The organism is Staphylococcus ureilyticus, assembly GCF_025558845.1.
In the GTDB taxonomy this organism is placed as follows: Bacteria; Bacillota; Bacilli; order Staphylococcales; family Staphylococcaceae; genus Staphylococcus; species Staphylococcus ureilyticus.
This window is the reverse complement of sequence record NZ_CP094825.1, coordinates 2,064,485-2,090,325: the sequence shown is the minus strand read 5'-3', so window position 1 is coordinate 2,090,325 and position 25,841 is coordinate 2,064,485. Positions and strand designations below refer to the sequence as shown.

Genomic DNA, 25,841 nt, shown 5'->3' with positions numbered 1-25,841 from the left:
ATTAATCTTGAGTTAATTATAATATGAAAACGGTTGCTACTAGTCGTTTTAAAGGTGAATTACGAAACGTATATACTGAGTTGCATTAATTACGGTGTGACATTCAAAGTAAGCCCATATTCTGCTTGAACGTTTTCATATATGAGCGACTGACTTGGAATTTTAATGCATTTGTCATCGTAAGTTGATAGGTATAGTTAAACCAATGTTCTATTGTTTGTATGTGTACTTTATTAACAAGCGTGGCACGGTGAATTCTCATAAACAAAGGATCCGCAATTTTTTTTTCGTAATGGTTAAGTGGTTCAGTTGTATGATAATTTTCTTGTAAGGTGTTGATCGTAGTAATACCGTTATTAACAGAAATAGCAATAATATCTTCTAAATTAATGATATGAATACGCTCATCTACTTCAATAGGTAAAACCATTTGTGAAGTTGGCGTATTTTCTTTGTGTGCATCATTTTGATGCTGGCTGACATCATTTGCTTGTTTATAAGTATCGTGATCGAGCGCTGTTTCAACTTTATGGATGGCCTGTGCAATACGTTTTTGTTCGAATGGTTTTAAAATATAATCCGTCGCATCTAGCTCAAAAGCTTTAACGGCGAAAGTATCATGTGCCGTCGCAAAAATAATATGTGGTGGGTTTTGCATTTTGTTAATTTTATTTGCTAAATCGAGTCCACTCTCTTCCATTAAATTAATATCTAAAAAAATTAAATCATAACGATCATAAAGTAAGAGTTCTAATGTTTCTGAAACATTTTCTGCTTCATTAATTACATCAAACGTACGAATTTCATTTAATAAGTAATGAAGTTCGTTACGCGCTAAAGGTTCATCATCTACAATAATTGCTTTCAATGTTTTTCGTCCTCTCTTATGAAAAATGGAATAGTATAACTTACGTTGGTACCTTCTTTGCCGGAATGAATATGCATTTTAGCTGTAATGCCAAATAAGCCTTCTAATCTGTGATTTAAATTCTCTAAGGCGCTACCTGTGCCTAAATCAGAATAAACACGTGTTTTACCTATATTATTAATTTTATCATCAGGGATTCCTGAACCATTATCTTCAACTGATATATATAATCCATCTGCTGTTTTATAAGCGGTTACGATAATACGATTGTTATATTTACGGTTTTTAAAGGCATGTTTGATGGCATTTTCTATAAGTATTTGTATTGCAAATGGTGGTACAAGTGCACCATAACATGAATCTTCAATATTGAATGAAACATCAAAACGGTCTGGATAACGTGCTTGTTCCAATGATAAATAAGCCTCAACTTGTTGCAATTCCTTTTCAAGTGAAATCGTATTGTTACGTGCACCTTGTAAATTTGAGCGGAAAAATTGGCTGAGCTGTAACAGTAACTTTCTTGCTTTTTCACTATCAATTCTGACTAAGGCAGAAATTGTGTTAATGGCATTGAAAAAGAAGTGCGGATTTACTTGTGCTTGTAGTGATTTGATTTCGGCATCTCTAACTAAAGCGCTTTGTGTTTCAACTTGACCTAATTCAAGTTGACTAGAAAATATCTCTGCAAGACCAGATGCTAACTGTTTGTCGGAATGAGAAACATCGTGCCTATTAGTAAAATATAGTTTTAAAGTACCAATAACATCATTCTTGACTCTTAATGGAACGACAATGGCTGCTTCAAGCGGGCATTCAGGATGATTGCAACCAATATCTTCCCTTGAATATGCTTCTTTTAAAGTACCTGCTTGTATTGCCTGTTTTGAAAGATTGGTAATGATTTGTTTTTGGGCAACATGATGATCACTTGCTGCACCTACATGCGTTAATATATCTTTACGATTAGTGATAGCGACTGCCGAAACACGCATAAGATCTAAAATAATGGTAGCTGCTTGTTTGGCAGAATGTTCATTTAATCCTGAGCGGAAAAATGGTAATGTTTCATTTGCCAGTTGTAAAACATCATGTGTTTGAATAGCACGTGTTTCTTCTTCTTGTTTGATTGTCGATAATATAATTGATAAAAAAATTGCTGTACCGATTGAGTTGATTGAAATCATAGGTAAAGCAATTAATTTAACTAGTGACCAAGCATGCTCCGTATTATCAGAAAAGATTAAGATACAAATCATTTGAATAACTTCTGTAGTACCTCCAATGATAGTACCTTTAACTATGGTAGGATACTGACGTGCACGCATTGCTCTATAACCAAAATAACCGGATACTAGCGCAATAAATATAGATGAAATCAGATAAATATAAGCATCAGCACCACCAATATAAACACGATAAATGCCTGAAATCATTGCGACAAAAATAGCGACGAATGGTCCTCCGATTAACCCTGAAACACCTATGGTAAGTACGCGCGTATTTGCGAGAGAAGCCTCAGGATCTAAGTGATTATAGACGCTACCATTAACGACTTCATTGCCATTGATTTGTATACCTGTGAAGTTTGAAATCATAGAGAAACACCCGAAAATGATGATGAGCTGCCATTGTGAACTTCGTTTATCTCTTTGATTCATCATTGTTTTAAAGTGATTAATATTCATTAATATATAAGCGATAATAATAATAAGACCTACACGTTCTAGTAATAAAATAAATAAATTTAACATCTCATACACCTTTATAGATAATTTGTCTATCTAGTATAATACATAATTTTGATTATGTATTAATTATTCTTATAGAAAAAATAAAATTTCTAAACGCTATCAATATATTTTGTGGAATAATTAAAAAGTTACTTAATACACTTTGCGTGCTCTTTTTTTAGCAATAAATTGAAGTAAATGTTATTTTTATCTTATTGACTTTTTTAAAAAATGTTTTGAATTTTAAAAAGTCATGTTTACCATGTAATCATTATTATAAGGCAAGAGAAAATGTTTTGGAGCTGGACAAGTTAAATCATTAATAATGATTATGGTTGTTTTACGGGGATTTAGGAGGCAAAATAATATGGAATCAGAACAACCATTTGAAGGAGATAACAGACTTCTTTTAGGTATTTTTTTAAGCGTAATAACATTTTGGTTGTTTGCTCAATCGCTCGTTAATATCGTTCCTGCATTAGAAACATCTTTCACAACTAGTTATGGAACGATTAACGTAGCCGTAAGTTTAACCGCATTATTATGTGGTTTGTTTGTTGTAGGTACAGGAGGACTTGCAGATCGATATGGTAGGGTCAAAATGACTTATATCGGTTTGACTTTAAGCGTTCTTGGATCATTACTTATTATCATTCCAGGATTTGTCCCTTTGTTAGTACTTGGGAGAGCAATACAGGGGCTATCTGCAGCATGTATCATGCCTTCGACATTAGCAATTATAAATGAATACTATATTGGAAGAAGGCGACAACGTGCGTTAAGTTACTGGTCTATCGGTTCATGGGGTGGTACTGGAATTTGTTCGTTTTTTGGTGGCATCATGGCTACCTTTGTAGGATGGCGATCTATATTTATTATTTCAATAATAGTAGCTTTAGTGTCTATGTATTTAATCAAACACACGCCAGAAACGAAAGCCGTTCAAACCGAGGCATCAAAACGTGCCAAATTTGATTTTGTAGGGCTAATTATATTAATAGTTGCAATGCTGAGTGTCAATTTAATCATTACACAATCTTCAAATTATGGTTTCTTTTCACCGCTTATTTTGATGTTAATTGTGATATTCATCATTTCAATTATTGTATTTATATTATTTGAAAACAAAGTTAAAAACCCATTGATAGATTTTAAACTTTTTAAACATAAAGCATACAGTGGTGCTACAGTGTCAAACTTTTTACTAAATGCTGTAGCAGGAACGCTTATTGTTGCGAATACTTATTTTCAATCGGGATTACATTTCACCTCATTCCAATCTGGTATGATGACTATTACTTATTTAGTAGCTGTTTTAATCATGATTAGAGTCGGAGAAAAAATTCTACAGGAAGTCGGTCCTAAAAAACCAATGCTTATAGGTGCAGGGCTTAATGCGATAGGGATTCTATTAATCTCGTTAACCTTTTTACCTACGCCTGTTTATGTCATCAGTTGTGTGTTAGGTTACTTAATTTATGGTGTAGGCTTAGGTATGTATGCCACACCTTCAACAGATACAGCTGTTACTACTGCGCCAGAAGATAAGGTAGGTGTCGCGTCTGGTGTATATAAAATGGCATCTTCACTTGGTAACTCATTTGGCGTAGCTATTTCAGGGACAATATTTACGATTATGTCAGCTCGTGACAATATTCATGTTGGTGCCATGTATGGACTGTGGTTTAATGCTGCATTAGCAATCATTGCATTTGTATTTGTATGGTTATTAGTTCCGAAAAAGCAATTTAATAATTAGTTATGGTAATAAGATTTTTGAAGTAAATAACAAAATGAAATGCATCCTCTATGCTAGATTAAGCATCAAGCATAGAAGGGTGCATTTTTTAGAGTAGTATATATGAAAAAATTAGGATATAGACAAACCTCATATGCGTAAATTAGTTTGAAATGTACAGTAAAATTATTGGTTATCATTGGGAAATCATATTATAATTTAGTAAACGCTTACAAGGAGGTCTGGATTGATGCAAACTTTATGGCAAAATGAACAAGATCGTTTAACTTTACTAAAACAACTTGTAAATCACCAATCAATTACGAATACACAAGGAGAGAAAACATTCCCTAATCTGGTAAACCAATTGTTATTTCAACTTAAATATTTTAAGACCAATCCCAATCAAATTCAAAAAATACTAACGGATGATGATAAAGAAGCATTAATTGCTTTTTATCAGGGTTCCCAATCCGGTAAAACTATTGTACTTGTTAGTCATTATGATACGGTCGATGTGTCGGAATTTGGTTTAGCTCATGATTTAGCTTGTAATCCTGATAAATTAAAGCAGTATTTTTTAGAAAACCAAAATTATTTAGATAAAGGGGCTGTAGAAGACTTACTTAGTGAAGATTACTTATTTGGTCGTGGGATTATGGATATGAAAGCAGGTCTCATGTTGCATATGTCTTTAATTGAATTAGCATCCATTGAACAATGGGATATTAATTTGATTTTAGTTACGGTTCCAGACGAGGAAGTAAATTCTTCTGGTATGAGAAAAGCGGTAGAAAAATTAGCAGAATTAAAAGCTAACTACGATTTAGATATACAATTACATTTGAATAGTGAACCTACTTTTCAGCAAGCTACTTCAGATGAAAAACATTATATATATTCAGGATCAATTGGTAAAATCATGCCAGCAGTACTGTGTTATGGAAAGGAAACACATGTCGGTCAGCCTCTTGAAGGTTTGAGTGCTAACTTTATGATGAGTTATATTACACAAGCGGTAGAATATAACACACAGCTAAAAGAACATTTTGAAAATGAATCCACACCTGTACCTGTAACATTAATGATGAAAGATATTAAAGATACATATGATGTGCAAACGCCATACAAAACCATAGGATTATTTAACTTCTTTCTATTTAACAAAACACCTAAAGATGTTTTTAGAGAATTCATAAATACGGTCATCACTGCTGTTGAGCGTTGTGAATCGGATTGGCTATCTGTATTAGAAACAGAAGATTACCAATTCGATAAAAAAATTAATGTTCTGACATATGAGCAACTTAAGCAATATGCTGTTAAACAGTACGGTGAAGAAGCAATCACTAATCTTATAGATCAAACACTTCAAGAAACGTCAGAGTTACATTTACAGAATATTCATGTTGCAGATAAGCTGATGCAAATATGTAAGAATATAGCGCCAGCTGTAGTGACATTTTTTGCTTCACCTTATTATCCAGCTGTTAATGCTTCATCCGACAAGCACGTATCCTCAACTATAGAATTAGTGAAACATACACTAAATGAACAATTTCAGCGTAGTAGTGAACAAGTATATTATTTTAATGGCATCAGTGATACGAGTTATTTAAAGTTTGATGGAGATATGGAACAGATGGTTATATATGAGCAAAATACGCCAAATTTCAATCGTACATACACTATTCCTTTTGAATCAATAAAAGCCATCAGTGCACCTACATTGTTGATAGGACCCATCGGCAAAGATGCTCATAAATTAAGTGAGCGTCTGCATAAGCAGAGCGCATTAATAGAATTACCTGTCGTGCTAGAAAAAGTAGTTAAGTCATATATTTAAACTAGATATGTAGCTAGTACTTGTTAGAAGGTGTGCGATTACGCTATTATGAATAATAAATGTTTAAATAACTTTAATTGAAAAATGGGGTGTCAAATATGATAGAGGCGTATAAAGATTTTTGGAAAAAATATATAGATTTTCAAAGTAAATCCAATAGATTAGAGTTCTGGACACCGGTGCTGATTCATATTGTTAGTATATTTATTGTAGCTATTATTGGTGTTATTGCTTTTATTTCAGGTGCTTTTATTTCAGGTGCTTTTATTGTTGCTACAATCCTGTCAATATTGGTTGGGATTTTTGTATTGGCAATGATTATACCAATGTTTGCTATAACATTGCGACGATTTTATGATGCAGGGAGAAGAAGAACTTCTGCCATCATTCTTATAGTTGTGTCTATTATTATGAACATTTCATTTGATTTGATTCAAATCAATAGCATAGCCATCATACTTAATGTGATTGCATGGATATGTACGATTTTATTAATCATTGAAACATTGCTACCTTCTCGTAATGAAGCGGAGGCCACTTTAAAATGGTTATAGCATTTTAAATGCGAATGAAGATATGAGATAGCAAGTGTTTAGACGTATGAATTATGGCGAACTTTAATGTCGTAGTAGAGGAATAAGTATAATACACGCGTTTTAACAAAGATGTTCAAGTGATTTTCCAAAAATGAAAAATTAAAATTTATCGCTTATAAGCCGTTGTCATTAAAAGTCTGAAACATGTAAAAGATGTTTTGGACTTTTTTGTTTATGTTGTTAAGGTATAAAAATTATCTGAAAATTCATTGTATTAAAAAAAGTAAACCTTTAATATAAAAGAAGAAAGGTGGAGATAACATGGAATGGTTAAAATTGATTGGAATTTTAATTATAGTACTTGGTTTTTTATTCAAGATTGATACGATTGCTGTGATTTTAATCGCCGCTGTAGCGACGGGACTTGTATCAGGTTTAAATTTGTACGTTATTCTTGAAACATTAGGAAAAGCTTTTGTTGATAATCGTTTAGTTACACTTTTTATTTTAACATTACCTATGGTGGGGTTAATTGAGCGTTTTGGTTTAAAAAAGCAGGCCTCGAATATGATTGGTAAGGTGAATAAAGTTACGAGTGGGCGATTGATGACTATCTATTTATTCATTAGAGAATTAGCAGGTGTTGCATCAATACGTATCGGAGGACATCCACAGTTTGTACGTCCATTGATTAATCCAATGGTACAGGGTGCGTTAAGAACACGCTATCATTTGCAAGAACATGAAGTAGACGAAAAGGATATCGAAAAGATTAAAGCGCAGACTTCTGCGATGGAAAATTATGGTAATTTCTTCGGTCAAAATTTGTTTGTAGGGGCAGCGGGTGTATTGTTAATGGTTGGTACGTTTCAGTCTTTAGATATTAAAGTGAATGCCATTGATCTTGTATTAGCGTCATTACCTATAGCTGTTATTGTCTTTTTTATTGTGTGGATAAATAATATTAGATTTGATAAATATTTAGATCGGAAATATGGTAAAAAGCAGGTGGAAAGACATGAGTGAGCATACATTAAATCAAATTTTAGAACTATTTTACATATTAATTGGTTTACAATTACTTTATACGGCATATCGCGTGTTAAAAGCATCAACAAATAGCAAAAAATATGGTACAGCTTTATTTTGGATTTTATTAGCTATTTTATTTATTGCCGGTCCTTATATACCTAACGTAATCAATGGCATATTTATCATAGTTATGGGAATATTAACGCTATGTAAACAAGTGGTTATTAAAAATATTATAGATGTCAACGAAGCACAGGGAAACGTGGGTTCACAAAAATATGGAAATAAATTATTTATCCCCGCTATTGTTTTAGCTATAGCTGCGATTATCGTTTCTAATTGGACACCATTAGGAGGAGCAATAGGTTTAGGTGTTTCTTCGATATTAGGGTTACTTGCTGCATATATTGTTATTAAGCCAAATGGTAAATATATACTTTACGACAGTGACCGTCTAACCCAACAAATTGGAACAGTTGGTATACTACCACAGTTCTTGGCTGCATTAGGCGTACTTTTTACAGTGAGTGGTGTGGGGGATGTTATTTCTAAAGGCATATCCTCTTTTTTACCAGAGGGCAATCATCTTATAGGTGCGGCAGCATATGTTATTGGCATGGTGCTTTTTACAATGTTAATGGGTAATGCATTTGCTGCATTTACCGTTATCACAGCAAGTATCGGTATTCCATTTGTTATCGCACAAGGTGGAGATCCTGTTATAGCCGGTGCACTGGCTATGACTGGTGGATTTTGTGGTACATTATTGACACCTATGGCAGCTAATTTTAATACTTTACCAGTTGCTTTATTAGAAATGAAACGAGAATTCGGTGTGATTAAAGCGCAAGCGCCTATTGCACTTATATTAATTTTGGTGCATATAGGATTAATGTATGTTTGGGCGTTTTAAAATGTAAAAAGTATAAATTAAAAAATGAAAAGGGGATGTTAATGATGAAAATATTAGTAACAGGGTTTGATCCTTTTGGTGGAGAAGAGATTAATCCAGCATTGGAAGCTGTTAAATTATTGCCAAATGAAATTGAAACACATCAGATTGATAAGATAGAAATACCTACAGTTTTTAATAAAAGCAAAGAAACTATAGTTAATAAATTAAAACAAGAACAATATGATGTTGTATTGGCAATTGGACAAGCAGGTGGAAGATTTGAATTGACGCCAGAACGTGTAGGTATAAACATTGATGATGCGCGTATACCTGATAATGAAGGTAACCAGCCGATAGATGAAGTTATTCAATCATCAGGCGATGCCGCATATTTTTCCAATTTACCAGTTAAACGTATGACAGAGGCGATTAAGTCTGCAGGGGTACCAGCGAGATTGTCTAATACAGCAGGTACTTTTGTATGTAATCATATTTTGTATCAACTTGGATTTTTACAAGCAACACAATTTCCAAATATTAAATTTGGATTTATACATGTGCCTTTTATCCCTCAACAAGTCACAGACAAACCTGAAAAACCATCCATGTCTATTCAAACGATTGCAGAAGGCTTGGAAGCTGCTCTCAAAGCGATTATAGAATCAGATGAGGACATTAAAATTGCTTTAGGTGAAACGCATTAAATTATTTTTAGAACATATATTAAAATAAAAAAGCAGTGACACATACTATGATGATAGCGGGTGTCATTGCTTTTTTTAGTGCGTAAAACAATGTAGTAATAAAGTCGTAACTTGTTATTTTAATAATCGTGTTCATTTCTTGAATAATTCATACGAACTTCATAATAAGTTTTTCCAAAATAAGTAGCTTGTTTATCATTGCTCAACTTAAATCCAACTTGCTCATAAAAATGAATTGCATTTTTATTTTCTTCAACTACCCATAGGGTTACATTGTCAGGATAAGATAATTCCAAGGCACGTTGTGTAAGTGCATAACCAATCATATGACGCTGATAATCTTCCAATAAATAAAGTGCGAAGATTTCACTCCAGTCGTCAGAAGAAGATGAGGATTCCGTTTTGCCATAAGATATGAAACCTACTACTTCGTTTTCGACGAGGGCAACTAATGTCGGAACATTGTGCAAATAAGACTTTCTGATAAATTGAGCTTTGTCTAGGTTTTCTAAGTAATTATTTTTAGATAAATGGTCATAAGTTTCCAACCAACTTTCATAGTGGACAAGTGCTTTACCATACTTATCTGCTTCAGTTAATGCTCTTATTGTAAACTCCATACATCTTCCCCCTTTGTTTATCAAATTGTAAATATTATAGCATCTAACGATGTGTAAAAGAAATTTTTGAATTCATTACAAGTAAATGAAAGAATTTTAAAATTCAATAAAGTAACATGACTCATTGTTTAGTCAATATTTGTTTAATTGAGGGAATCCGCAAGTTTTAAAGCCTCTTGTTTTGCTTGTTTACTGTAATATGAATGAGCAAAGTGCATTTGTAAAATTAAAAACAAACCACTAAATGTCCAATACAAACCAAGTGCTGCTGCAGAATGTAAAGATATGTAAGTTATAAAAATAGGTGATAATATCATCATCACATAATATGTTTTGCGTTGATTTTTAGGGTAATGCATTGCATTTACAAGAGGTTGTATGAAATAAATAGCAGCTGCAATTAATGACATCCATAAATCAGGTTTTGTTAAATTGAACCATAAAAAATGAGGGAATTGATCTATTCCACCACTGCTAGGAAATTTAAGTGTCACGATTAAACCAAATAATATGGGCAACTGTATTAAAATTGGTAAACAACCGATAACGCTTTTTATTGGATTAATGTCATAACGCTTATAAGTGGTCATCAAATCTCTATTAGCTTCACGTTTTTCCTCCTGTGTTTGCGCATCTCTTACGCGTTGTTTGATGTTATCAATTTGCGGTTGTACTATCTTTGTTTTTTCTCTGATCAGATGCATGTTTTTAACTTGTATTAACATAAACGGCATTAAGATAAGGCGTATGGTCAGTACAATCATGATGATGGCTAACCCATAATTGTCGTTAAACAACTTTCCCAATCCATGCAAAAACATATCAATGGGTTTTACAAAAATAAAGTAAAACCAGCCACTTCTATCCTCTTGTTTTGAATAATCACAAGCAGTTAAAAGTAAAGGTAGCATCGTCATCATTAAGACAATCCAATTTTTCTTCATATGTTATTTCCTCCTGCTCGGGTTTTGAACAATGTAACTTTAACACAATTGCATACAATTTTTAAATATTATTTAAATAATTTCGAAAAACATTTTAATGAATGACTTACAGGTATGTTTGATATACAGAATGATTTGCTGAACGAAACTTAAATGAATACAAGCGGAATATTTAAAGAATAAAATGAAGTTGTGTCATAATGAAATTGTTAAACGAGTAGAGGAATGTGATAAATATGTTAATAGGCATGATTTCAGATTTACATATCGATAGACATAATAAACTAACGCCCAAAGATTATGAACAGGCATTAGTTACAGTAATTAAGCAACAAAAAATTGAATTATTACTTATCGCTGGAGATGTTTCAAATCATTATAAGTTAACGCAATCATTTGTGAAGGAAATCGAGATACAAACAATGATAAAAGTACTGTTTGTACCGGGAAATCATGATTTTTGGTCAACGGATACTGGGGCGACTTCTTCTGAAATCTTGGATACTTATATCAAAATGGATAATTGCTTAATAGATGATCCTTTTGTCATAAATGAAGCGTGGGCGATTGTAGGTAATACAGGTTGGTATGACTATACATATGCACACTCTAAATTCTCTTTGGAACGCATTGCACGTAGGAAATATTATGGCGCTACTTGGCAAGATAAAGTGAAAATAGATTGGCAAATTGAAGACCAAAAATTATCAATGATAGCGGCCAAACAAGCGATGAAGGATATTGAAAAAGTAAAAGATAAAAAAATTATATTAATGACACACATCGTGACTCATCGTAAATTCGCAGTACCAATGCCACATAGAATATTTGATTATTTTAATGCATTTATAGGTACTTCGGATTTTGATGAAATTTATACCCAATATGATATTAGATATAGTATTATGGGCCATGTTCATTTTCGAAATGTTTTTGAAGAAAACAACGTGACATATATTTGTCCGTGTTTAGGCTATCAACGGGAATGGCATACACCAGATATAGAACAGGAAATCAACCATGCGTTACACAAAATAGAAATTAATTAATCATTTTTGTAAATGAATGCTCATACGTCCAGGAGCATTATAACTGCTTTCTAATTTCTGTTTGTTAATTTTTATAATTTGATATTTATTCGGAAAAATAGCAGGTATAATAATTGATTTCCATAAATTAGACCATAATGGATCAATATAATAATAATGGTTATCGTCATAACCAATCAGCACGGTAACATGAATGTTTGATACCAATTGATGATGTGTATTATCAATTTTAAATGTTTTGCTAAAAGGCTTTTGACCTAAAACAGTGTGATAAATGATGACAGGTTGCCCTTTATCAATGACGTCACATAATGAAGCCAGTGATTTCCCAGTACTATTAACAATACGTTTATCATACGTTTGTAAATAGGGTGCTAAGGCTGTAGGGAAAATCGTTTGATGATAACCCCATTTTACCCATAAGTGATGACCTACATAGCCTTTATATGGATTATTTGCGTGTTTCGGCCAGTGTTTCATGATATGTGTTGCTGGTATTTTGTGATTATTGAATTGTAATATCATTGCACTTGCTATGCCTTCGCACCCCATAATCATAGGTATCGGGAACAATTGGCTAATTGGTTTAACGGCTAATATTTTTTTATTCATAGATAGTGACTCCTGTATCGAATATTAAAGATTTATTAACATTGATGATTGCTTTTATTATATATCTATATCGATTTAAGTGACTACAAAGATGCTTAAATCATAGTTAATATTAGATATATTTTAATGAAAATGGTTATAATATGCGAAAGGGGTTGAAAACAATGGATTATAGAATAGAAACATTATCCGACATTCCAGTGCCAGTTGTAGGGGTAAAAAGAGCATATGCAACTGGACAAAAAGCACAATAAAATATTTTTAAGTTTTGGATGGAATTTGAAGCAATGGGTTACAAAAATCACTTGATATCACAAAGTAATCAATACCTCGAAGGGTTATTAGGTGTTTGTCTTCCTAAAGAAAATGGCGAAATGCATTATTTAATAGGTGTGACAAATGAGGAAACGCAAAGTGATTTGGAACACGTAGAATTAGTAGAAGGCAGATACTTAGTATTTGATGCCAAAGGTCCAGTTCCAGAATCGATTAAACAAGCAATGCAAACCATTCACAGAAAAATCTTACATACTCTAGATTATGAATTGCGAAGCGCTCCTTTTTTTGAGTTGTATAAACCAGGTGAATTACATTCAAACGACTATATTACTGAAATTTGGTTTCCAATCAAATAGTAGAATAGAAGTTTGAAATCAACAATGTTAGAAATATAAACACAATTGTGTCATGTAATCGTCCATTTCTATTTCAAGTCAAGTAGAATTGGGCATTTATTGTGTTTATAGCATTTTATAGATTGGTATATTGAGCAAGCAAAAGAAAAGACGCCACTAAATGGCATGTTGAAACATGAATTTAGCGGCGTCTATATTAATTTTTTAACCTAAGTTTTCCAAATTAATACATATGTTATTAAATTAATTGTGAAAGTTGATAATGCTTTGAATGTATTTTTTAAGCTTTAATTCATGTTATATGCTTATTAATAAGAAACGACTTTAACCCAATTTCTAACCCAATGATTAGCACTGCAGTGATTAGTAAAATAATCGTATATGGTAAGATACTGTATTCACCTTGTAATCCTACTAATGGTGACATGATACCACCAAGTATAAATTGAAATAGACCTAGTAAACTGGAAGCATTACCACTACCACCAGTACGCGCTTCCATTGCTAATGCAAAGCTTAAAGGTCCGATACCTGTTACAGGACATACATTTAAAAAGAATGCGATAATTAATACCCATAACGGCAAATGCAGTGTTAATGCCACAATAATAAGTACAACGCCAATTATTTGAACGATTGTTAAAATAATTAGCAAAAAGTAGCGATTTATATATGCCACAAGTAAGGCTGTAAGTTGACTCATAATAATAAGGCCAATGCCGTTAAAAGCAAACAAATAACTAAATTGCTGAGGCGTCATGTCATAAATTTTTTGTGTAATAAACGGTGCCGCAGATGAAAAACTAAATAACATTATGTACGTTAAGCCTTGTAAAATCATTGGAATAATAAATGCAGGCGTTTTTAACAAATGAGCAAAATCTTTAAAAATAACTTTAAAATTAAGTTTTGCTCGATTTGGTTGATGTGTTTCTTCTAAATGGCGGATCGACAAAAATAAAATAATAACACTTACGATTGCCAGAATTACAAATATTGCTTTCCAATTGGATATCGTTAGTGCGTATCCACCTATGATTGGCGCAATAATCGTAATGATACCATTAATTACAAGTAATGCTGCTAGTCCTTTAGCTAATGCTTTTCCTTCATGCTGGTCTCCCATAGTAGCTTTGGCAATTACTATCGCGCCTCCGCCAGTTAAACCTTGAACGAGTCGCAAAGTGAGTAAGACACCCATGGAAGCAGTGAAAACCGCCAGTAAAGAAGCGAGCGCATAGATTGAAATGATAAACAAAGCAACTTTTTTTCGTCCGTATGCATCAGACAAAGGTCCAAATATAAATTGGCCAATAGCAAGACCAATCATTGCAAATGATAAAGTAAGCTGTGCTTGAGATACAGATGTACTAAAGTCATGTTGCACATTCGGTAATGATGGCACATACATATCTATGGTTAAAGGGCCAAATGTAGTCATGATACCTAACACAATAATGACCATAATTGGCAGTTGACGATTTGAAATCTTGTCCATGTTTGAAACTCCTTTAAAATACTCTTTAATGTTTAATTATATACATGTTATCTCGTTTTGTAACTACTTATAAAAGTAATATATTAAATACCATGTATATTTAAAAACGAGCATATTAATTGAGCTCGTTGTAATTATTAATATAATACAAAACATACATTTATATGATAAAGTATTATACTAGATATAGCGCGTTAATAATATGTTTTTAATAGCAATTATTCAAAAAGACATGGAAATTTACTAAGGAGTAAAAAATGAATTTGACTAAAACACACTATGAAGTGATTAAATTTGTGATTGTAGGCGGTATGAATACTTTAAATTATTACATTGTCTATCTTTGTTTATTGAAGTTATTAGAAATGAATTATTTAGTTAGTCATATCAGTGGATTTATCATTAGTTTTGTTATTTCTTATTATTTAAATTGTTACTTTGTTTATAAAGTGACACCAACTTGGAGTAAATTCCTAAAGTTTCCATTAACTCAAGTTGTCAATATGGGCATGCAAACTTTATTATTGTACATTTTTGTACAATGGTTTGGTATATCATCTGTGATAGCACCTTTTGCAGGGCTTATCATTACGATACCTATAACATTTGTGCTCTCTAAATATATTTTGAGAGATTAGTTAAATGATTAATAGACCAACATTTTAAATATAGTTATTTTTATGAGATCAAGTTTCGGAATCAAAAATATGATTTGTTTCAAACTTGGTCTCTTATTTTTGCTCAATTTTATAATTAATATTAGGATTGGCTAAAAAAATAATTAGTTTATTTATATTAAATAATTTTTGAATAAAAATCGTTGTAAATATGTTTGTATTGAGTCATAATAAGTATTCAATCATACTGAAGGTGGAACGTAAGATGAGTCAAAAAGAAAAATTGGAAACAGCACAAAAAGGTGCCTTTTTAAGTTTAATCGTCTATATCATATTATCAGTGACTAAATTTATTGTAGGTTATTTATATGATTCTGCAGCTGTAAAAGCAGATAGTTTAAATAACATGACAGATATTATTGTTTCTTTGGCCGTAATTATTGGGTTGAAAATTTCTATTAAACCTGCAGACCAAAACCATCCATATGGACATTTGAAATCTGAAAATATATCATCATTACTCGTGTCATTTATTATAATGTTTGTAGGTATTCAAGTCATTATAGAGAATGTTCCTGAATTATTCACAAACGAACATCATACTCCTAATATTATAAATATTTATGTCAGTGTCATTAGTGGTTTGATTATGCTAGCTGTGTTTTATATTAATCAAAGAATTGCTAATCATACCCAAAGTAGTTCTCTGAATTCTGCAGCTAAGGACAATTTGTCGGATGCGTTAGTGAGTTTAGGAACTGCAATTGGTTTAGTATTTACACAATTTGGATTTCCAATCATTGATACGATATTAGCCATTATTTTAGGCTTACTTATAATATATACTGGTTTTGGTATCTTTAAAGAATCAATTTTTACATTAAGTGACGGTTTTAACGAGCAAGAATTAGAAGCTTATAAAAATTATGTGTTAGAAATTGAAGATGTAATAGAAGTACAAAATATTAAAGGTCGTTACCACGGTAGTAGTGTTTTTGTAGATGTAACGATTGTAGTAAAATCAGATTTGTCTTTAGAGGAAGCACATCACATTTGCGACAAAGTAGAACAACATATGCATAGCAAAGGCATTTCTTCAGTTTATGTGCATCCTGAGCCACAGTCAATACAGTAACTAAGATGTCGAGAAAGTAAATAATTTTGATTATTATCATGACTTATATTCATATTAAGTTAATAAACTACTAAAGGATAACCTGAATTAAGGTATTTAATGAATATTGATGTATAAACTGAAATTTTATTAGCTTATTTTATAGTAAAAAAACGAGTGGAACAGAAATCTATTTTTATCAAAAAGATTTCACTGCTCCACCCTGGCAAGAATGACTAGAATTTAAAAAAAATATAGAGGAACACCTGAGATTCAGCCCATGCATAAGCCCCACTAACTCAATAAATTGAGAAGTGGGGCTTTATTTTTTTACATATTGAAGAAATGCATAAAATTCGTTTTACCACCAACCATTTGCAGCACGGAATTCAATTGCTGCATCAATTGAGCCATAACGTTCTTCAGCGTATTGAATCATACCTTTTGTTTGTTCAGTTACAGATCCAGTACCCCAAGCTTCCTTCGTTTGTCCTAAACCTCTATATCCTAATTCATTCACCGCATCTGGGTTACCGCTTGATTCTGGCATTACAATGTTATCCCAAAGTGCTTTTGTACCACCAGCAGCAATAAATTCACTATATACATCATTGTTTGCTTGAGTAGTTTCTGCAGCATCAGCTGTAGATGTATTTGAAGTTAAAACAACACCAGCAGTAGCGATTGTTACTGATGCGAATGAAGCTAATAATAATTTTTTCATTTGAAAAATCCTCCTAATAATTGTTTGTTTTAAATAATTTCAAATTGTATTTGTTAATCTGCATAGTTGTTTTAAAAGTGCTTATTTTTGTCTGTCGTATTGCTCGGTTTATCAACGTTTACAACTATAACATCATTTTTTTATAGACAGGTTACAGTAAAATAAAAATAAAAAGTCATTTATGAATAAATGAATACAATCATTTCAAAATTAAGTGTAAATTGTTATAATTTTAATGTATGGCATGAGAAATTATAGATAAAGTATTGTCGTAACAAGATTTATATCTGTATATCACTGTAATATTTTTGTAAAACGGGTGATAATATAATTTTATTCAATGGAAAGAAGGAATATTATGCCAAAACTAATTTTATGTAGACATGGACAAAGTGTTTGGAATGCTGAGAATCTATTTACAGGTTGGGCTGATGTAGATTTATCAGAACAGGGAAGAACTGAGGCAGTAACGTCGGGAAAAAAATTAAAAGAACAGGGTATAGAGATTGATATCGCCTTTACGTCTTTATTACAACGCGCCATTAAAACTACATTTCACTTATTAGATGAATCTCAACAGTTATTTATTCCTGTTATTAAATCTTGGCGCTTAAATGAGCGTCATTATGGTGGATTGCAAGGTTTAAACAAAGATAAAGCAAGAGAAAAATTTGGAGAAGAACAAGTACATATATGGAGACGTTCATATGACATAGCACCACCTGAACAAAGTGAAGAACAAAGAAAAGATTACTTAAATGATAGAAAATATGAACATTTAGATAGAAGAGTTATGCCTGAATCAGAAAGTTTGAAAGACACTTTAATTAGGGTGATTCCTTATTGGAACGACCAAATTTCACAACAGTTATTAGATGGAAAAACTGTGCTTGTTTCAGCACATGGAAATTCATTACGTGCATTAATTAAGTATTTAGAAGATGTATCAGATGAAGATATTGTAGGATATGAAATTAAAACTGGGGCGCCTTTGATTTATGATTTAACAGATGATTTAAAAGTAATAAATAAATATTACTTATAGTTTTTCAATAAATGTAAGTAAAAATAGACCTCATAAATAGATAATGAATCGTTTAAATAAAATAATGGCTGATCCTGAAGTATATAAATGTATATTTTCAGGAATCAAGCCACATTTTAGAAGTAATGCGACAAAACCAGAAACAAATTACCATTGGTTTTGAAGTGTTACTTCTATTTTTATTTATTGCGCTTATGTTGTTGGATAATTTTGCGTGCACGTTTCCGTGTTTTAATATTAGGACTATTTAAATTACGACGTGCTGTTTGTAAATCTAATTTCATGGTGAGGACCTCCTTTATCTATAGATATTATGTAAGAAAAAACCTGAAATGTAAATAGTAATTATTACGATTTATAATTATTTTTTAAATCTCTCAAAATAAAAGATTAAAATAAAACTAATATTTTAAGTATTTTTAATGATAAATTAAACTAAAATATGTATAATGCAGAAATGCGACTAAAAAGAGTTGATAAATTAATAGAAAATAGGAGTACAAAAATGGATCAAAAGACGAAAATTATAATGATTTTGATGATGTTGTGTGGTGGATTTTTTGGATTATTAAATGAAACCTTACTAACTACAGCATTACCAAGCATAATGAAAGATTTTAAAATAGATTACACACAAGTACAGTGGCTTACTACGGCCTTTTTATTGACCAATGGTGTAATAATCCCATTGTCAGCAATGATTATTCAAAGATACTCAACAAGAAAAGTATTTTTAACTGCAATATTTATCTTTTTTATCGGGACTTTAATTGCAGGATTTAGTCCAAACTTTTCTGTTTTATTAAGTGCAAGAATTGTTCAAGCACTTGGTTCTGGTATCATGATGCCACTGATGATGACGACGATTTTAGATGTATTTGAACCTCATGAAAGAGGTAAATATATGGGGACTTTTGGTTTGGTGATTGGTTTAGCTCCAGCAATTGGTCCGACACTGTCTGGTTATTTAGTAGAGTATTTAAATTGGCGTTCATTATTCCATGTCGTTGCTCCAATAGCTGCACTTACTTTCATTGGTGCACTTAAATTCGTCAAAAATGTTGGTACTAATCGAAAGACACGTATTGATATTTTATCAATAATCTTATCTGTGTTCGGCTTTGGTGGTTTGCTATACGGTACAAGTTCAATTTCTCGTGATGGCTGGAACGATCCAATTGTATTGACTACTGTAATTGGTGGCATTATTTTAGTTGCTGCTTTTATATTTCGTCAAACACGTTTGGAAAATCCACTGCTTGATTTTTCAGTATTCAAAGATAGTCAATTTGCCGTAGGTATTATCATAATGGCTTTTACCATGATTTCAATGATTGGTTCTGAAACAGTGTTACCGATGTTTGTGCAGAATATTATGAATGACTCAGCACTTCAATCAGGATTGATTTTATTACCTGGAGCTATCGTAATGGGGATTATGTCAGTGATTTCAGGTTTACTCTATGAAAAATATGGTGCTAAAATATTAGCATTCATTGGTATGTTTATTGTAGTTGTAACAACTTCTTATTTTGTAATCATGGATGAACATACTTCATCAGCGATATTAGCTACTGTATATGCTATTCGTATGATTGGTATCGCACTTGGTTTAATGCCATTAATGACACATACAATGAATCAATTAGCGCCAGAAATGAATGCCCATGGTTCATCGATGACAAATACTATACAACAAATATCTGCATCAATTGGTACAGCAGGTTTGATTACAATTATGAGTCAGGTTGCTAAAAACTACACACCAAATATGTCTGAGTTTAAAGATATGAGCCAAAAACAAATGACAGCAGAAATTCAACATCAAGCATTGCTAAGTGGGTATCACGGTGCCTTTTGGTTTGCAGTCATTATATCAATTATCAGTTTAATAAGTGTGTTTATGTTGAAAAGCAAAAGACAACTTAAATTAGAAGAAAAGAATGCTGAATAATTAAATTTGCGACATCGTACTGCATTAAGCGAAATTGTCTTGTAAATGATATTAATATTATGATACTTTGATATCAATATAAATATTATGAATGGAGCGTATGGATTATAGAACACTCGATGCATTTAAATAATGAACCTTTTCAATTAATGAAAAACGAAGTCAAAACGATTGAAATTAGATTGAATGATGAAAAAAGACAAGAAATTAAAAGCGGCGATTATATTGTATTCCAAAATTTAATGAATGAAGAAACATTAACAGTCCAAGTTAAGGAAATTGTAGTGTTTTCTTCGTTTCAGTCACTGTTGAATCAATATACAAATGAAGAAGTTGGAGCGAAAGCAGATGATCAACTTTCTCAAAAATTAGCGGCTATATATCAAATTTATTCACAAACAGATGAACTTAATTACGGTGCATTAGCAATCAAAGTGGCACTAATATGATGAAAATGAAATTAATTGAGTTATAGCTAGTATAAAGTTGTACCATAGGTGAAAATTTAATTTTTTACGGTAAATATGACACTTTCGTTAAATTCATTTATGAATGAATTTTTCGGAAGTGTTTTTATATAAATATAAAAATAATGTTATAGTTCTAGCACATCAAAGATTTTCGTTGTAAGATAAAACTTATGGTTAAATAATATTAGATATGAGAAGTAATATTAGGAGTGTAAATATGAAAAAATTAATGACGATGGTGTTCATTTCAATAATCATTATAGCTGGGTGCAGTAGTGGGAAATATGCTGATGAGATTGACAAAGCAGTGCATCAACAGAAAAAACAACAAAAGATTTTAGCTGATAAGCAAAATGGCGATGTGGAATCTAAGTTTGAAAAAAAGAATGCGAATATCTATGTGTATGACAAAGGTAAATATGTGACTATTGCTTATAAACCATTAAAAGATGATGATGAAGTTCATTTTTATACATATAAAATAACAGATGGTAAAGCACATTACTTAAAAAACTTTAATTCAAAATCATATTCACATGCACATGATGCGGATTATAAAGAAGAAAATATGAACTTAGAAGAATAAAACAAGATAAGAAGGTGTGTTTTTAACAAATGAAGAAATGTTGGTTAAGTTTGTTATTAATGGCAGTAGTCATTTTTGTTTCCGCATGTTCGAATGACAATCAAAATGTACATCAAGATGACAAATATGGAAAAGGTGGAAAGATTAAAATTATTGAGTATGGTGATTTTAAGTGCCCATATTGTAAAAAAGTAGAAGAACATATTATGCCTAAATTAAAAAAAGAATATATTGATACGAAAAAAGTAGATTATCAATTTGTTAATATGGCATTTTTAGGAAAAGATTCAATTATAGGTTCAAGGGCAGGTCATGCAGTAAGGCAATATGCACCTAAACAATATTTAAAATTTCAAAAGTTAATGTTTAAGCAACAACCGAACTCAGAAAAAAAATGGATTACCGAACAACTCGTTGATCAACAAATAAATCAATTGGAAATTTCAAATGGTAAAAAAGAAAAGATAAAAGCGAGTTATAAAACAAAAGATAGTAAATCATGGAAATCAGCCGAACAAGATCAAAAACAATATAAAGAAAACCATATTGAAACAGCACCTACAGTTTTTGTAGCAGGTAAAAAAGTAGAGGACCCGTATAAATATAAGAACTATAAAAAAATACTTGAAGAAAGTTAAATATTAAAATTTAGATTTAAACTTTAATATCAAAAGCCAGTTCCTGAACGTTTTATAAAACATTTAGGAACTGGCTTTTTTAGTTTATATGAAAAAGAAGGACTAACTTATTAAATCGAAACAATTACGAAAAAATCAAAATATGTATTGCATATCTCGAAAAGTACAGTTATAATTTTAAATCGTAATGATTACTATCTGAGGAGGAATAAGAATGAAAAAGTCAATATACATACTGTCATTTGTCATTATATTAGCGATCATCGTTACTGCTTGTAGTGCCACAAAGTCTAACGAATCAAAAGATAATGACAAAATAAAAATTAATACTACTGTATTTCCATTAAAATCATTTGCCAATCAAATAGGTGGAAAGTATGTTTCAGTTAAATCTATTTATCCTACTGGTGCAGATTTACATACATATGAGCCAACACAAAAAGATATTATGAATGCGAGTAAAGCAGACATGTTCCTGTATACAGGTGACGATTTGGATCCTATTGCTAAAAAAGTGGCAGCAACAATTAAAAAGGATGATAAAAAGGTATCGTTAGGAGATAAAATTGATAAAAGCGAATTATTAACTGATCAACACGACGAAGAACATGAAGAACATGGTCACCATCATGAACATGGACATCATCATGGCGGCTATGACCCTCATGTATGGTTAGACCCAAAATTTAATCAAGTCTTTGCAAAAGAGATCAAAGATAAATTAATAAAGCAAGATCCTAAACACAAATCTTATTATGAAAAGAACTATAATAAGTTGAAAGAAGATTTGATGGGCATAGATCAAAAAATGCAAAACATCACTGAAGATAAGCAAGGTAATACCGTATATATATCACATGAATCTATTGGTTATCTTTCAGAAAGATATGGATTTGTCCAAAAAGGTATACAAAACATGAATGCTGAAGATCCATCTCAAAAAGCATTAGCAAAAATTGTGAAAGAGATTAATGATTCAGGAGCAAAATACATTTTGTATGAAGCCAATGTTTCTAATAAAGTCACAGATACGATTCGCAAAGAAACAAAAGCAAAACCATTGAAGTTTAATAACATGGAGTCATTATCAAAAGAACAAGCAGAAGATAATAAACTGACATATCAATCCCTAATGAAAAAAAATATAAAACATCTTGATATGGCATTAAATGACAATGTTAAAACAGATGATGAACACGCACATAATAAACATGAAAAAGCAATTGCTGATGGCTACTTTAAGGATAGTCAAGTAAAAGATAGAAAATTAACTGATTATGAAGGAGAATGGCAATCAGTTTATCCGTTTTTAAAAGATGGCACGTTAGATGATGTCATGAAACACAAAGCAAAAGAAGATAATCAAATGACTGCAAAAGAATATAAAGCATATTACCAAAAAGGATATAAGACAAATATTAGTAATATAAATATTACGGAGGATACGGTTACTTTTAAAAAAGACGGTAAGACCTTAACTGGCCAATACAAATACGATGGGAAAGATATTTTGAAATATGAAAAAGGTAATAGAGGTGTCAGATATTCATTTAAACGAGTAGGCAGCAATAAAGATTTACCAAAATATGTACAATTTAGCGATCATAATATTGCACCTAAAAAAGCAGAACATTTCCATATATTTATGGGAGATAATAAACAAAAAGTATTAAAAGAATTAGACAATTGGCCAACATATTACTCAAGTGAATTAACAAAAGCACAAATTAAAAAAGAAATGTTAGCACATTAAAGTCTAAATCAATGTGTGGATTTAAGTGAAATTAATTATTTATATAGATAATGAGTAAAATTTTGTTTTACGGGAATATTTTTCATAGAAACACAAATATGAGCTTTTCTATTGATATATAAAATATATCTGATATAATAAATGTATCAATAGAAAGTTAATAATTTGGAGGTATGAATTTTTATGACAAAATTTAATTTTGATCCAGCACATTCAGTAGTAGAATTTTCAGTTAAACACCTGGTGATTTCAAATATAAAAGGTAGATTTAATGAATTCGAAGCTTCACTTGAAGGAGATTTAAATGATTTAAGTACAATTAAAGGTGGTTTAACAATCAAAGCAGATTCAATTGACACTCGCGTTGGTGATCGTGATAATCACTTAAAAAGTGGTGATTTCTTAGATGTTGAAAACTACCCTGAAATTAAATTTGATGTAACAAAAGTAGATGGAAATTCAGTTACTGGTAATTTAACAATTAAAGATGTAACTGAAGAAGAAACTTTTGAATTATCATATGAAGGTCAAAGTAAAAACCCATTAAATGGAGCTACAACAGCAGGATTCATCGCTAATGGCACAATTAACCGTGAAAAATATGGTGTGACATTTAACCAACCACTTGAAACTGGTGGCGTAATGATTGGTAAGGATATAAACTTCCAAGTAAGCCTTGAATTTGCATTAGAAGATTAATAACAAAAATTATAGTAAAAAGGTCCAAGACTGATGTTTGTCTTGGATCTTTTTTTGTTATATAAAATTTAAAATCTTTTTATGCGGGTATAAAGTATTAAAAAGGGGGATTTCAGTGGCAACAATGTTACCTAAAATTGGTCGTCCAGCAACGAATGCGTTAGCTTCGATCGGTATAAATACTTTAGAAGAATTAGCAAAATATGAACGAACTACTATATTAGATACTCATGGCGTAGGACCTAAAGCAATCAGCATATTAGAAAATGCGTTAACAGAAGCAGGACTATCATTTAAAAATGAAGCGGCTTCAGAATTTCCATTTGAAATGGTTGGAGATTTAGGGTGTGATAATGCACCCAAACGGCGAATCATGTTAGATTTTCTAATTGGATCTGCATTAGCTGATAAGAATAAGTTATCACAAACAGTTGTGTCAAATTTCAAGTGGCAAGTGCCTGGTGCTTTTGAATTGAACAGTTTAGATGAATTTCACAATGAAATTGAAGCGCATAAAGTAGATATTAAAAGAATAGAAGTGACGCATAATTTAACACACGGAAAGTTTGGTGCAATGCATGGTACTCAGTTAAATAGTGATGGCACAGCAGTCTACTTTGCGGATTTTATTGAGTTTGAAAGCAATCGTAAAAATGCCAAAATTAAAACAGTGACATCTTATGTAATTATGAATGATGAATAAAAAGGAGCGTTTTAAGTGAGTATAGAAGTAAATGAAAATAAAATTATATTTAAAAGAGATTTTGAAGCAACTGCAGAAGAAATATTTGACGCATATACTGAGCAGTCTTTATTTGAACAATGGTTCCACCCTCAAGGTGCAACAACAAAAGTGTTCGAATTTAATATTGTGACTGGAGGTCAAGCGTTTTTTGCAATATATACTGATCAAGGTACAAGTTATACATTAACAAAGTATAATGAAGTCAAAGCACCTTATTTAATTGATTATAACGATTACTTTACTGATAAAGAAGGTAATATTGATAAAAATATGGCTAGTATGCGTAATGTCATTCAATTGGAACAGAAAGGTGAGAATTCAACACGTATTATATCCACTGCAGAACTACCAGATCCTAAATCAGCACAACAGTTACTTGATATGGGTGTAGAAGCGGGTATGAATAGCACATTTGATAATTTAGAAACACTTTTAAAAAATAAATAGTCATAGATATGTAAGAATTGAAACACTTGTACACTTTAGCTTTTAGTTATAATAAAAGTGAAAAGAGGTGAGTGTATTGAATAAACGTTATTTAAAAGTATTAGGTTTATATACGATAAGTACGCTTGTACCAGCTATGATGTTAAATGAAAAATGTTTAAGTAGCAGTACATTCAAATGGTTATTACGTACTTTAACAGGCTATGGTATTTTTGCTTATGGCCTACATATATTAACAAAATTTAAAAAATAACAGCAAGCAGCGCGATTAAGTTAGAGCTATCCACGCTCCAATATGAGCGCTAATTCGTTATGAACTGTCTCTAATATTTGGAGTGA

At 31.4% G+C, this 25,841-nt stretch carries 28 protein-coding genes; 20 read left to right on the top strand and 8 right to left on the bottom strand.

Annotated elements, in window-relative coordinates:
- Positions 1-103: 103 nt before the first annotated feature.
- A complete protein-coding gene (locus tag MUA21_RS10445) occupies positions 104-868 on the bottom strand; it encodes a response regulator transcription factor LytR (protein WP_107525161.1) in 765 nt (254 codons plus the stop codon).
- Positions 865-2,622, bottom strand: a complete 1,758-nt coding sequence (locus MUA21_RS10440; RefSeq protein ID WP_262561221.1) for a sensor histidine kinase — start codon at positions 2,620-2,622, stop codon at positions 865-867. Before MUA21_RS10440 ends, MUA21_RS10445 begins: the two co-directional genes overlap by 4 nt.
- A 346-nt stretch (positions 2,623-2,968) precedes the next feature.
- On the opposite strand from MUA21_RS10440, the gene MUA21_RS10435 reads away from it, so the two are divergent.
- The 6 genes from MUA21_RS10435 to pcp all read left to right on the top strand — a co-directional run bounded on the left by MUA21_RS10435 (position 2,969) and on the right by pcp (position 9,352).
- Positions 2,969-4,360, top strand: a complete 1,392-nt coding sequence (locus tag MUA21_RS10435) for an MFS transporter (protein WP_262561220.1) — start codon at positions 2,969-2,971, stop codon at positions 4,358-4,360.
- 229 nt (positions 4,361-4,589) lie between these two features.
- Positions 4,590-6,185, top strand: a complete 1,596-nt coding sequence (locus MUA21_RS10430; protein WP_262561219.1) for a M20/M25/M40 family metallo-hydrolase — start codon at positions 4,590-4,592, stop codon at positions 6,183-6,185.
- 98 nt (positions 6,186-6,283) lie between these two features.
- Positions 6,284-6,739: a DUF805 domain-containing protein gene (locus tag MUA21_RS10425; RefSeq protein WP_262561218.1), complete on the top strand. Its 456-nt coding sequence runs from the start codon at positions 6,284-6,286 to the stop codon at positions 6,737-6,739.
- 303 nt (positions 6,740-7,042) lie between these two features.
- Entirely contained in the window at positions 7,043-7,747 is a 705-nt protein-coding gene (locus tag MUA21_RS10420) for a DUF969 domain-containing protein (RefSeq protein ID WP_019468807.1), read from the top strand.
- On the top strand, positions 7,740-8,666 hold the full coding sequence (locus MUA21_RS10415) for a DUF979 domain-containing protein (RefSeq protein ID WP_070657952.1): 927 nt from the start codon (positions 7,740-7,742) through the stop codon (positions 8,664-8,666). The genes MUA21_RS10420 and MUA21_RS10415 overlap by 8 nt, the downstream gene beginning before the upstream one ends.
- Before the next feature lie 44 nt (positions 8,667-8,710).
- The gene (pcp, locus tag MUA21_RS10410; RefSeq protein ID WP_046207570.1) at positions 8,711-9,352 is read left to right on the top strand and encodes a pyroglutamyl-peptidase I; all 642 of its coding nucleotides are present in this window, start codon (positions 8,711-8,713) and stop codon (positions 9,350-9,352) included.
- A gap of 119 nt (positions 9,353-9,471) precedes the next feature.
- Here pcp and MUA21_RS10405 read toward each other — a convergent pair whose 3' ends face one another.
- Both MUA21_RS10405 and yidC read right to left on the bottom strand, forming a co-directional pair.
- Complete coding sequence (locus tag MUA21_RS10405) at positions 9,472-9,972, bottom strand: GNAT family N-acetyltransferase (RefSeq protein ID WP_046207571.1); 501 nt, start codon at positions 9,970-9,972, stop codon at positions 9,472-9,474.
- A gap of 143 nt (positions 9,973-10,115) precedes the next feature.
- Positions 10,116-10,916 carry a membrane protein insertase YidC gene (gene yidC / locus MUA21_RS10400; RefSeq protein WP_019468812.1) on the bottom strand — a complete coding sequence of 267 codons (801 nt, stop codon included), beginning with the start codon at positions 10,914-10,916 and terminating at the stop codon, positions 10,116-10,118.
- Positions 10,917-11,152: 236 nt separating this feature from the next.
- On the opposite strand from yidC, the gene MUA21_RS10395 reads away from it, so the two are divergent.
- Positions 11,153-11,965 carry a metallophosphoesterase gene (locus tag MUA21_RS10395; RefSeq protein ID WP_262562254.1) on the top strand — a complete coding sequence of 271 codons (813 nt, stop codon included), beginning with the start codon at positions 11,153-11,155 and terminating at the stop codon, positions 11,963-11,965.
- On the opposite strand, the gene MUA21_RS10390 is transcribed toward MUA21_RS10395, so the two are convergent.
- The gene (locus MUA21_RS10390) at positions 11,966-12,577 is read right to left on the bottom strand and encodes a C39 family peptidase (RefSeq protein ID WP_019468814.1); all 612 of its coding nucleotides are present in this window, start codon (positions 12,575-12,577) and stop codon (positions 11,966-11,968) included.
- Between the two features lie 257 nt (positions 12,578-12,834).
- On the opposite strand from MUA21_RS10390, the gene MUA21_RS10385 reads away from it, so the two are divergent.
- Positions 12,835-13,212: a GyrI-like domain-containing protein gene (locus MUA21_RS10385; RefSeq protein WP_498370490.1), complete on the top strand. Its 378-nt coding sequence runs from the start codon at positions 12,835-12,837 to the stop codon at positions 13,210-13,212.
- A gap of 292 nt (positions 13,213-13,504) precedes the next feature.
- Here MUA21_RS10385 and tcaB read toward each other — a convergent pair whose 3' ends face one another.
- The gene (gene tcaB, locus MUA21_RS10380) at positions 13,505-14,710 is read right to left on the bottom strand and encodes a putative multidrug effflux MFS transporter TcaB (RefSeq protein WP_107525155.1); all 1,206 of its coding nucleotides are present in this window, start codon (positions 14,708-14,710) and stop codon (positions 13,505-13,507) included.
- A 257-nt stretch (positions 14,711-14,967) separates the two neighbouring features.
- Between tcaB and MUA21_RS10375 the strand changes: the two genes are divergently transcribed.
- Both MUA21_RS10375 and MUA21_RS10370 read left to right on the top strand, forming a co-directional pair.
- On the top strand, positions 14,968-15,348 hold the full coding sequence (locus tag MUA21_RS10375; RefSeq protein ID WP_019468817.1) for a GtrA family protein: 381 nt from the start codon (positions 14,968-14,970) through the stop codon (positions 15,346-15,348).
- Between the two features lie 244 nt (positions 15,349-15,592).
- Positions 15,593-16,462 (top strand): cation diffusion facilitator family transporter, encoded by an 870-nt coding sequence (locus MUA21_RS10370; RefSeq protein ID WP_019468818.1) that lies wholly within the window; start codon positions 15,593-15,595, stop codon positions 16,460-16,462.
- Positions 16,463-16,802: 340 nt separating this feature from the next.
- Here MUA21_RS10370 and MUA21_RS10365 read toward each other — a convergent pair whose 3' ends face one another.
- Positions 16,803-17,165: an aggregation-promoting factor C-terminal-like domain-containing protein gene (locus tag MUA21_RS10365; RefSeq protein WP_262561216.1), complete on the bottom strand. Its 363-nt coding sequence runs from the start codon at positions 17,163-17,165 to the stop codon at positions 16,803-16,805.
- 358 nt (positions 17,166-17,523) lie between these two features.
- On the opposite strand from MUA21_RS10365, the gene MUA21_RS10360 reads away from it, so the two are divergent.
- Positions 17,524-18,210, top strand: coding sequence for a 2,3-diphosphoglycerate-dependent phosphoglycerate mutase (locus MUA21_RS10360; RefSeq protein WP_040030126.1), 687 nt, complete (start codon positions 17,524-17,526; stop codon positions 18,208-18,210).
- 179 nt (positions 18,211-18,389) lie between these two features.
- On the opposite strand, the gene MUA21_RS10355 is transcribed toward MUA21_RS10360, so the two are convergent.
- Complete coding sequence (locus MUA21_RS10355; RefSeq protein WP_017722768.1) at positions 18,390-18,494, bottom strand: putative metal homeostasis protein; 105 nt, start codon at positions 18,492-18,494, stop codon at positions 18,390-18,392.
- 221 nt (positions 18,495-18,715) lie between these two features.
- Between MUA21_RS10355 and MUA21_RS10350 the strand changes: the two genes are divergently transcribed.
- From MUA21_RS10350 to MUA21_RS10310, 9 genes are all read left to right on the top strand, one after another.
- Complete coding sequence (locus MUA21_RS10350) at positions 18,716-20,164, top strand: MDR family MFS transporter (RefSeq protein ID WP_019468821.1); 1,449 nt, start codon at positions 18,716-18,718, stop codon at positions 20,162-20,164.
- A gap of 119 nt (positions 20,165-20,283) precedes the next feature.
- Entirely contained in the window at positions 20,284-20,613 is a 330-nt protein-coding gene (locus tag MUA21_RS10345) for an ASCH domain-containing protein (RefSeq protein WP_019468822.1), read from the top strand.
- A gap of 238 nt (positions 20,614-20,851) precedes the next feature.
- Complete coding sequence (locus MUA21_RS10340; protein WP_019468823.1) at positions 20,852-21,220, top strand: DUF4467 domain-containing protein; 369 nt, start codon at positions 20,852-20,854, stop codon at positions 21,218-21,220.
- Positions 21,221-21,249: 29 nt separating this feature from the next.
- Positions 21,250-21,858 (top strand): DsbA family protein, encoded by a 609-nt coding sequence (locus MUA21_RS10335; RefSeq protein WP_107525152.1) that lies wholly within the window; start codon positions 21,250-21,252, stop codon positions 21,856-21,858.
- Positions 21,859-22,072: 214 nt separating this feature from the next.
- The gene (gene adcA / locus MUA21_RS10330; protein WP_262561211.1) at positions 22,073-23,611 is read left to right on the top strand and encodes a zinc ABC transporter substrate-binding lipoprotein AdcA; all 1,539 of its coding nucleotides are present in this window, start codon (positions 22,073-22,075) and stop codon (positions 23,609-23,611) included.
- 183 nt (positions 23,612-23,794) lie between these two features.
- Positions 23,795-24,310 (top strand): YceI family protein, encoded by a 516-nt coding sequence (locus MUA21_RS10325; protein ID WP_019468826.1) that lies wholly within the window; start codon positions 23,795-23,797, stop codon positions 24,308-24,310.
- Positions 24,311-24,434: 124 nt separating this feature from the next.
- A complete protein-coding gene (locus MUA21_RS10320; protein WP_037539911.1) occupies positions 24,435-25,013 on the top strand; it encodes a helix-hairpin-helix domain-containing protein in 579 nt (192 codons plus the stop codon).
- A 15-nt stretch (positions 25,014-25,028) separates the two neighbouring features.
- Positions 25,029-25,502 (top strand): SRPBCC family protein, encoded by a 474-nt coding sequence (locus MUA21_RS10315; protein ID WP_046207578.1) that lies wholly within the window; start codon positions 25,029-25,031, stop codon positions 25,500-25,502.
- 76 nt (positions 25,503-25,578) lie between these two features.
- Positions 25,579-25,755, top strand: a complete 177-nt coding sequence (locus tag MUA21_RS10310) for a hypothetical protein (RefSeq protein ID WP_046207579.1) — start codon at positions 25,579-25,581, stop codon at positions 25,753-25,755.
- Positions 25,756-25,841: the final 86 nt, after the last annotated feature.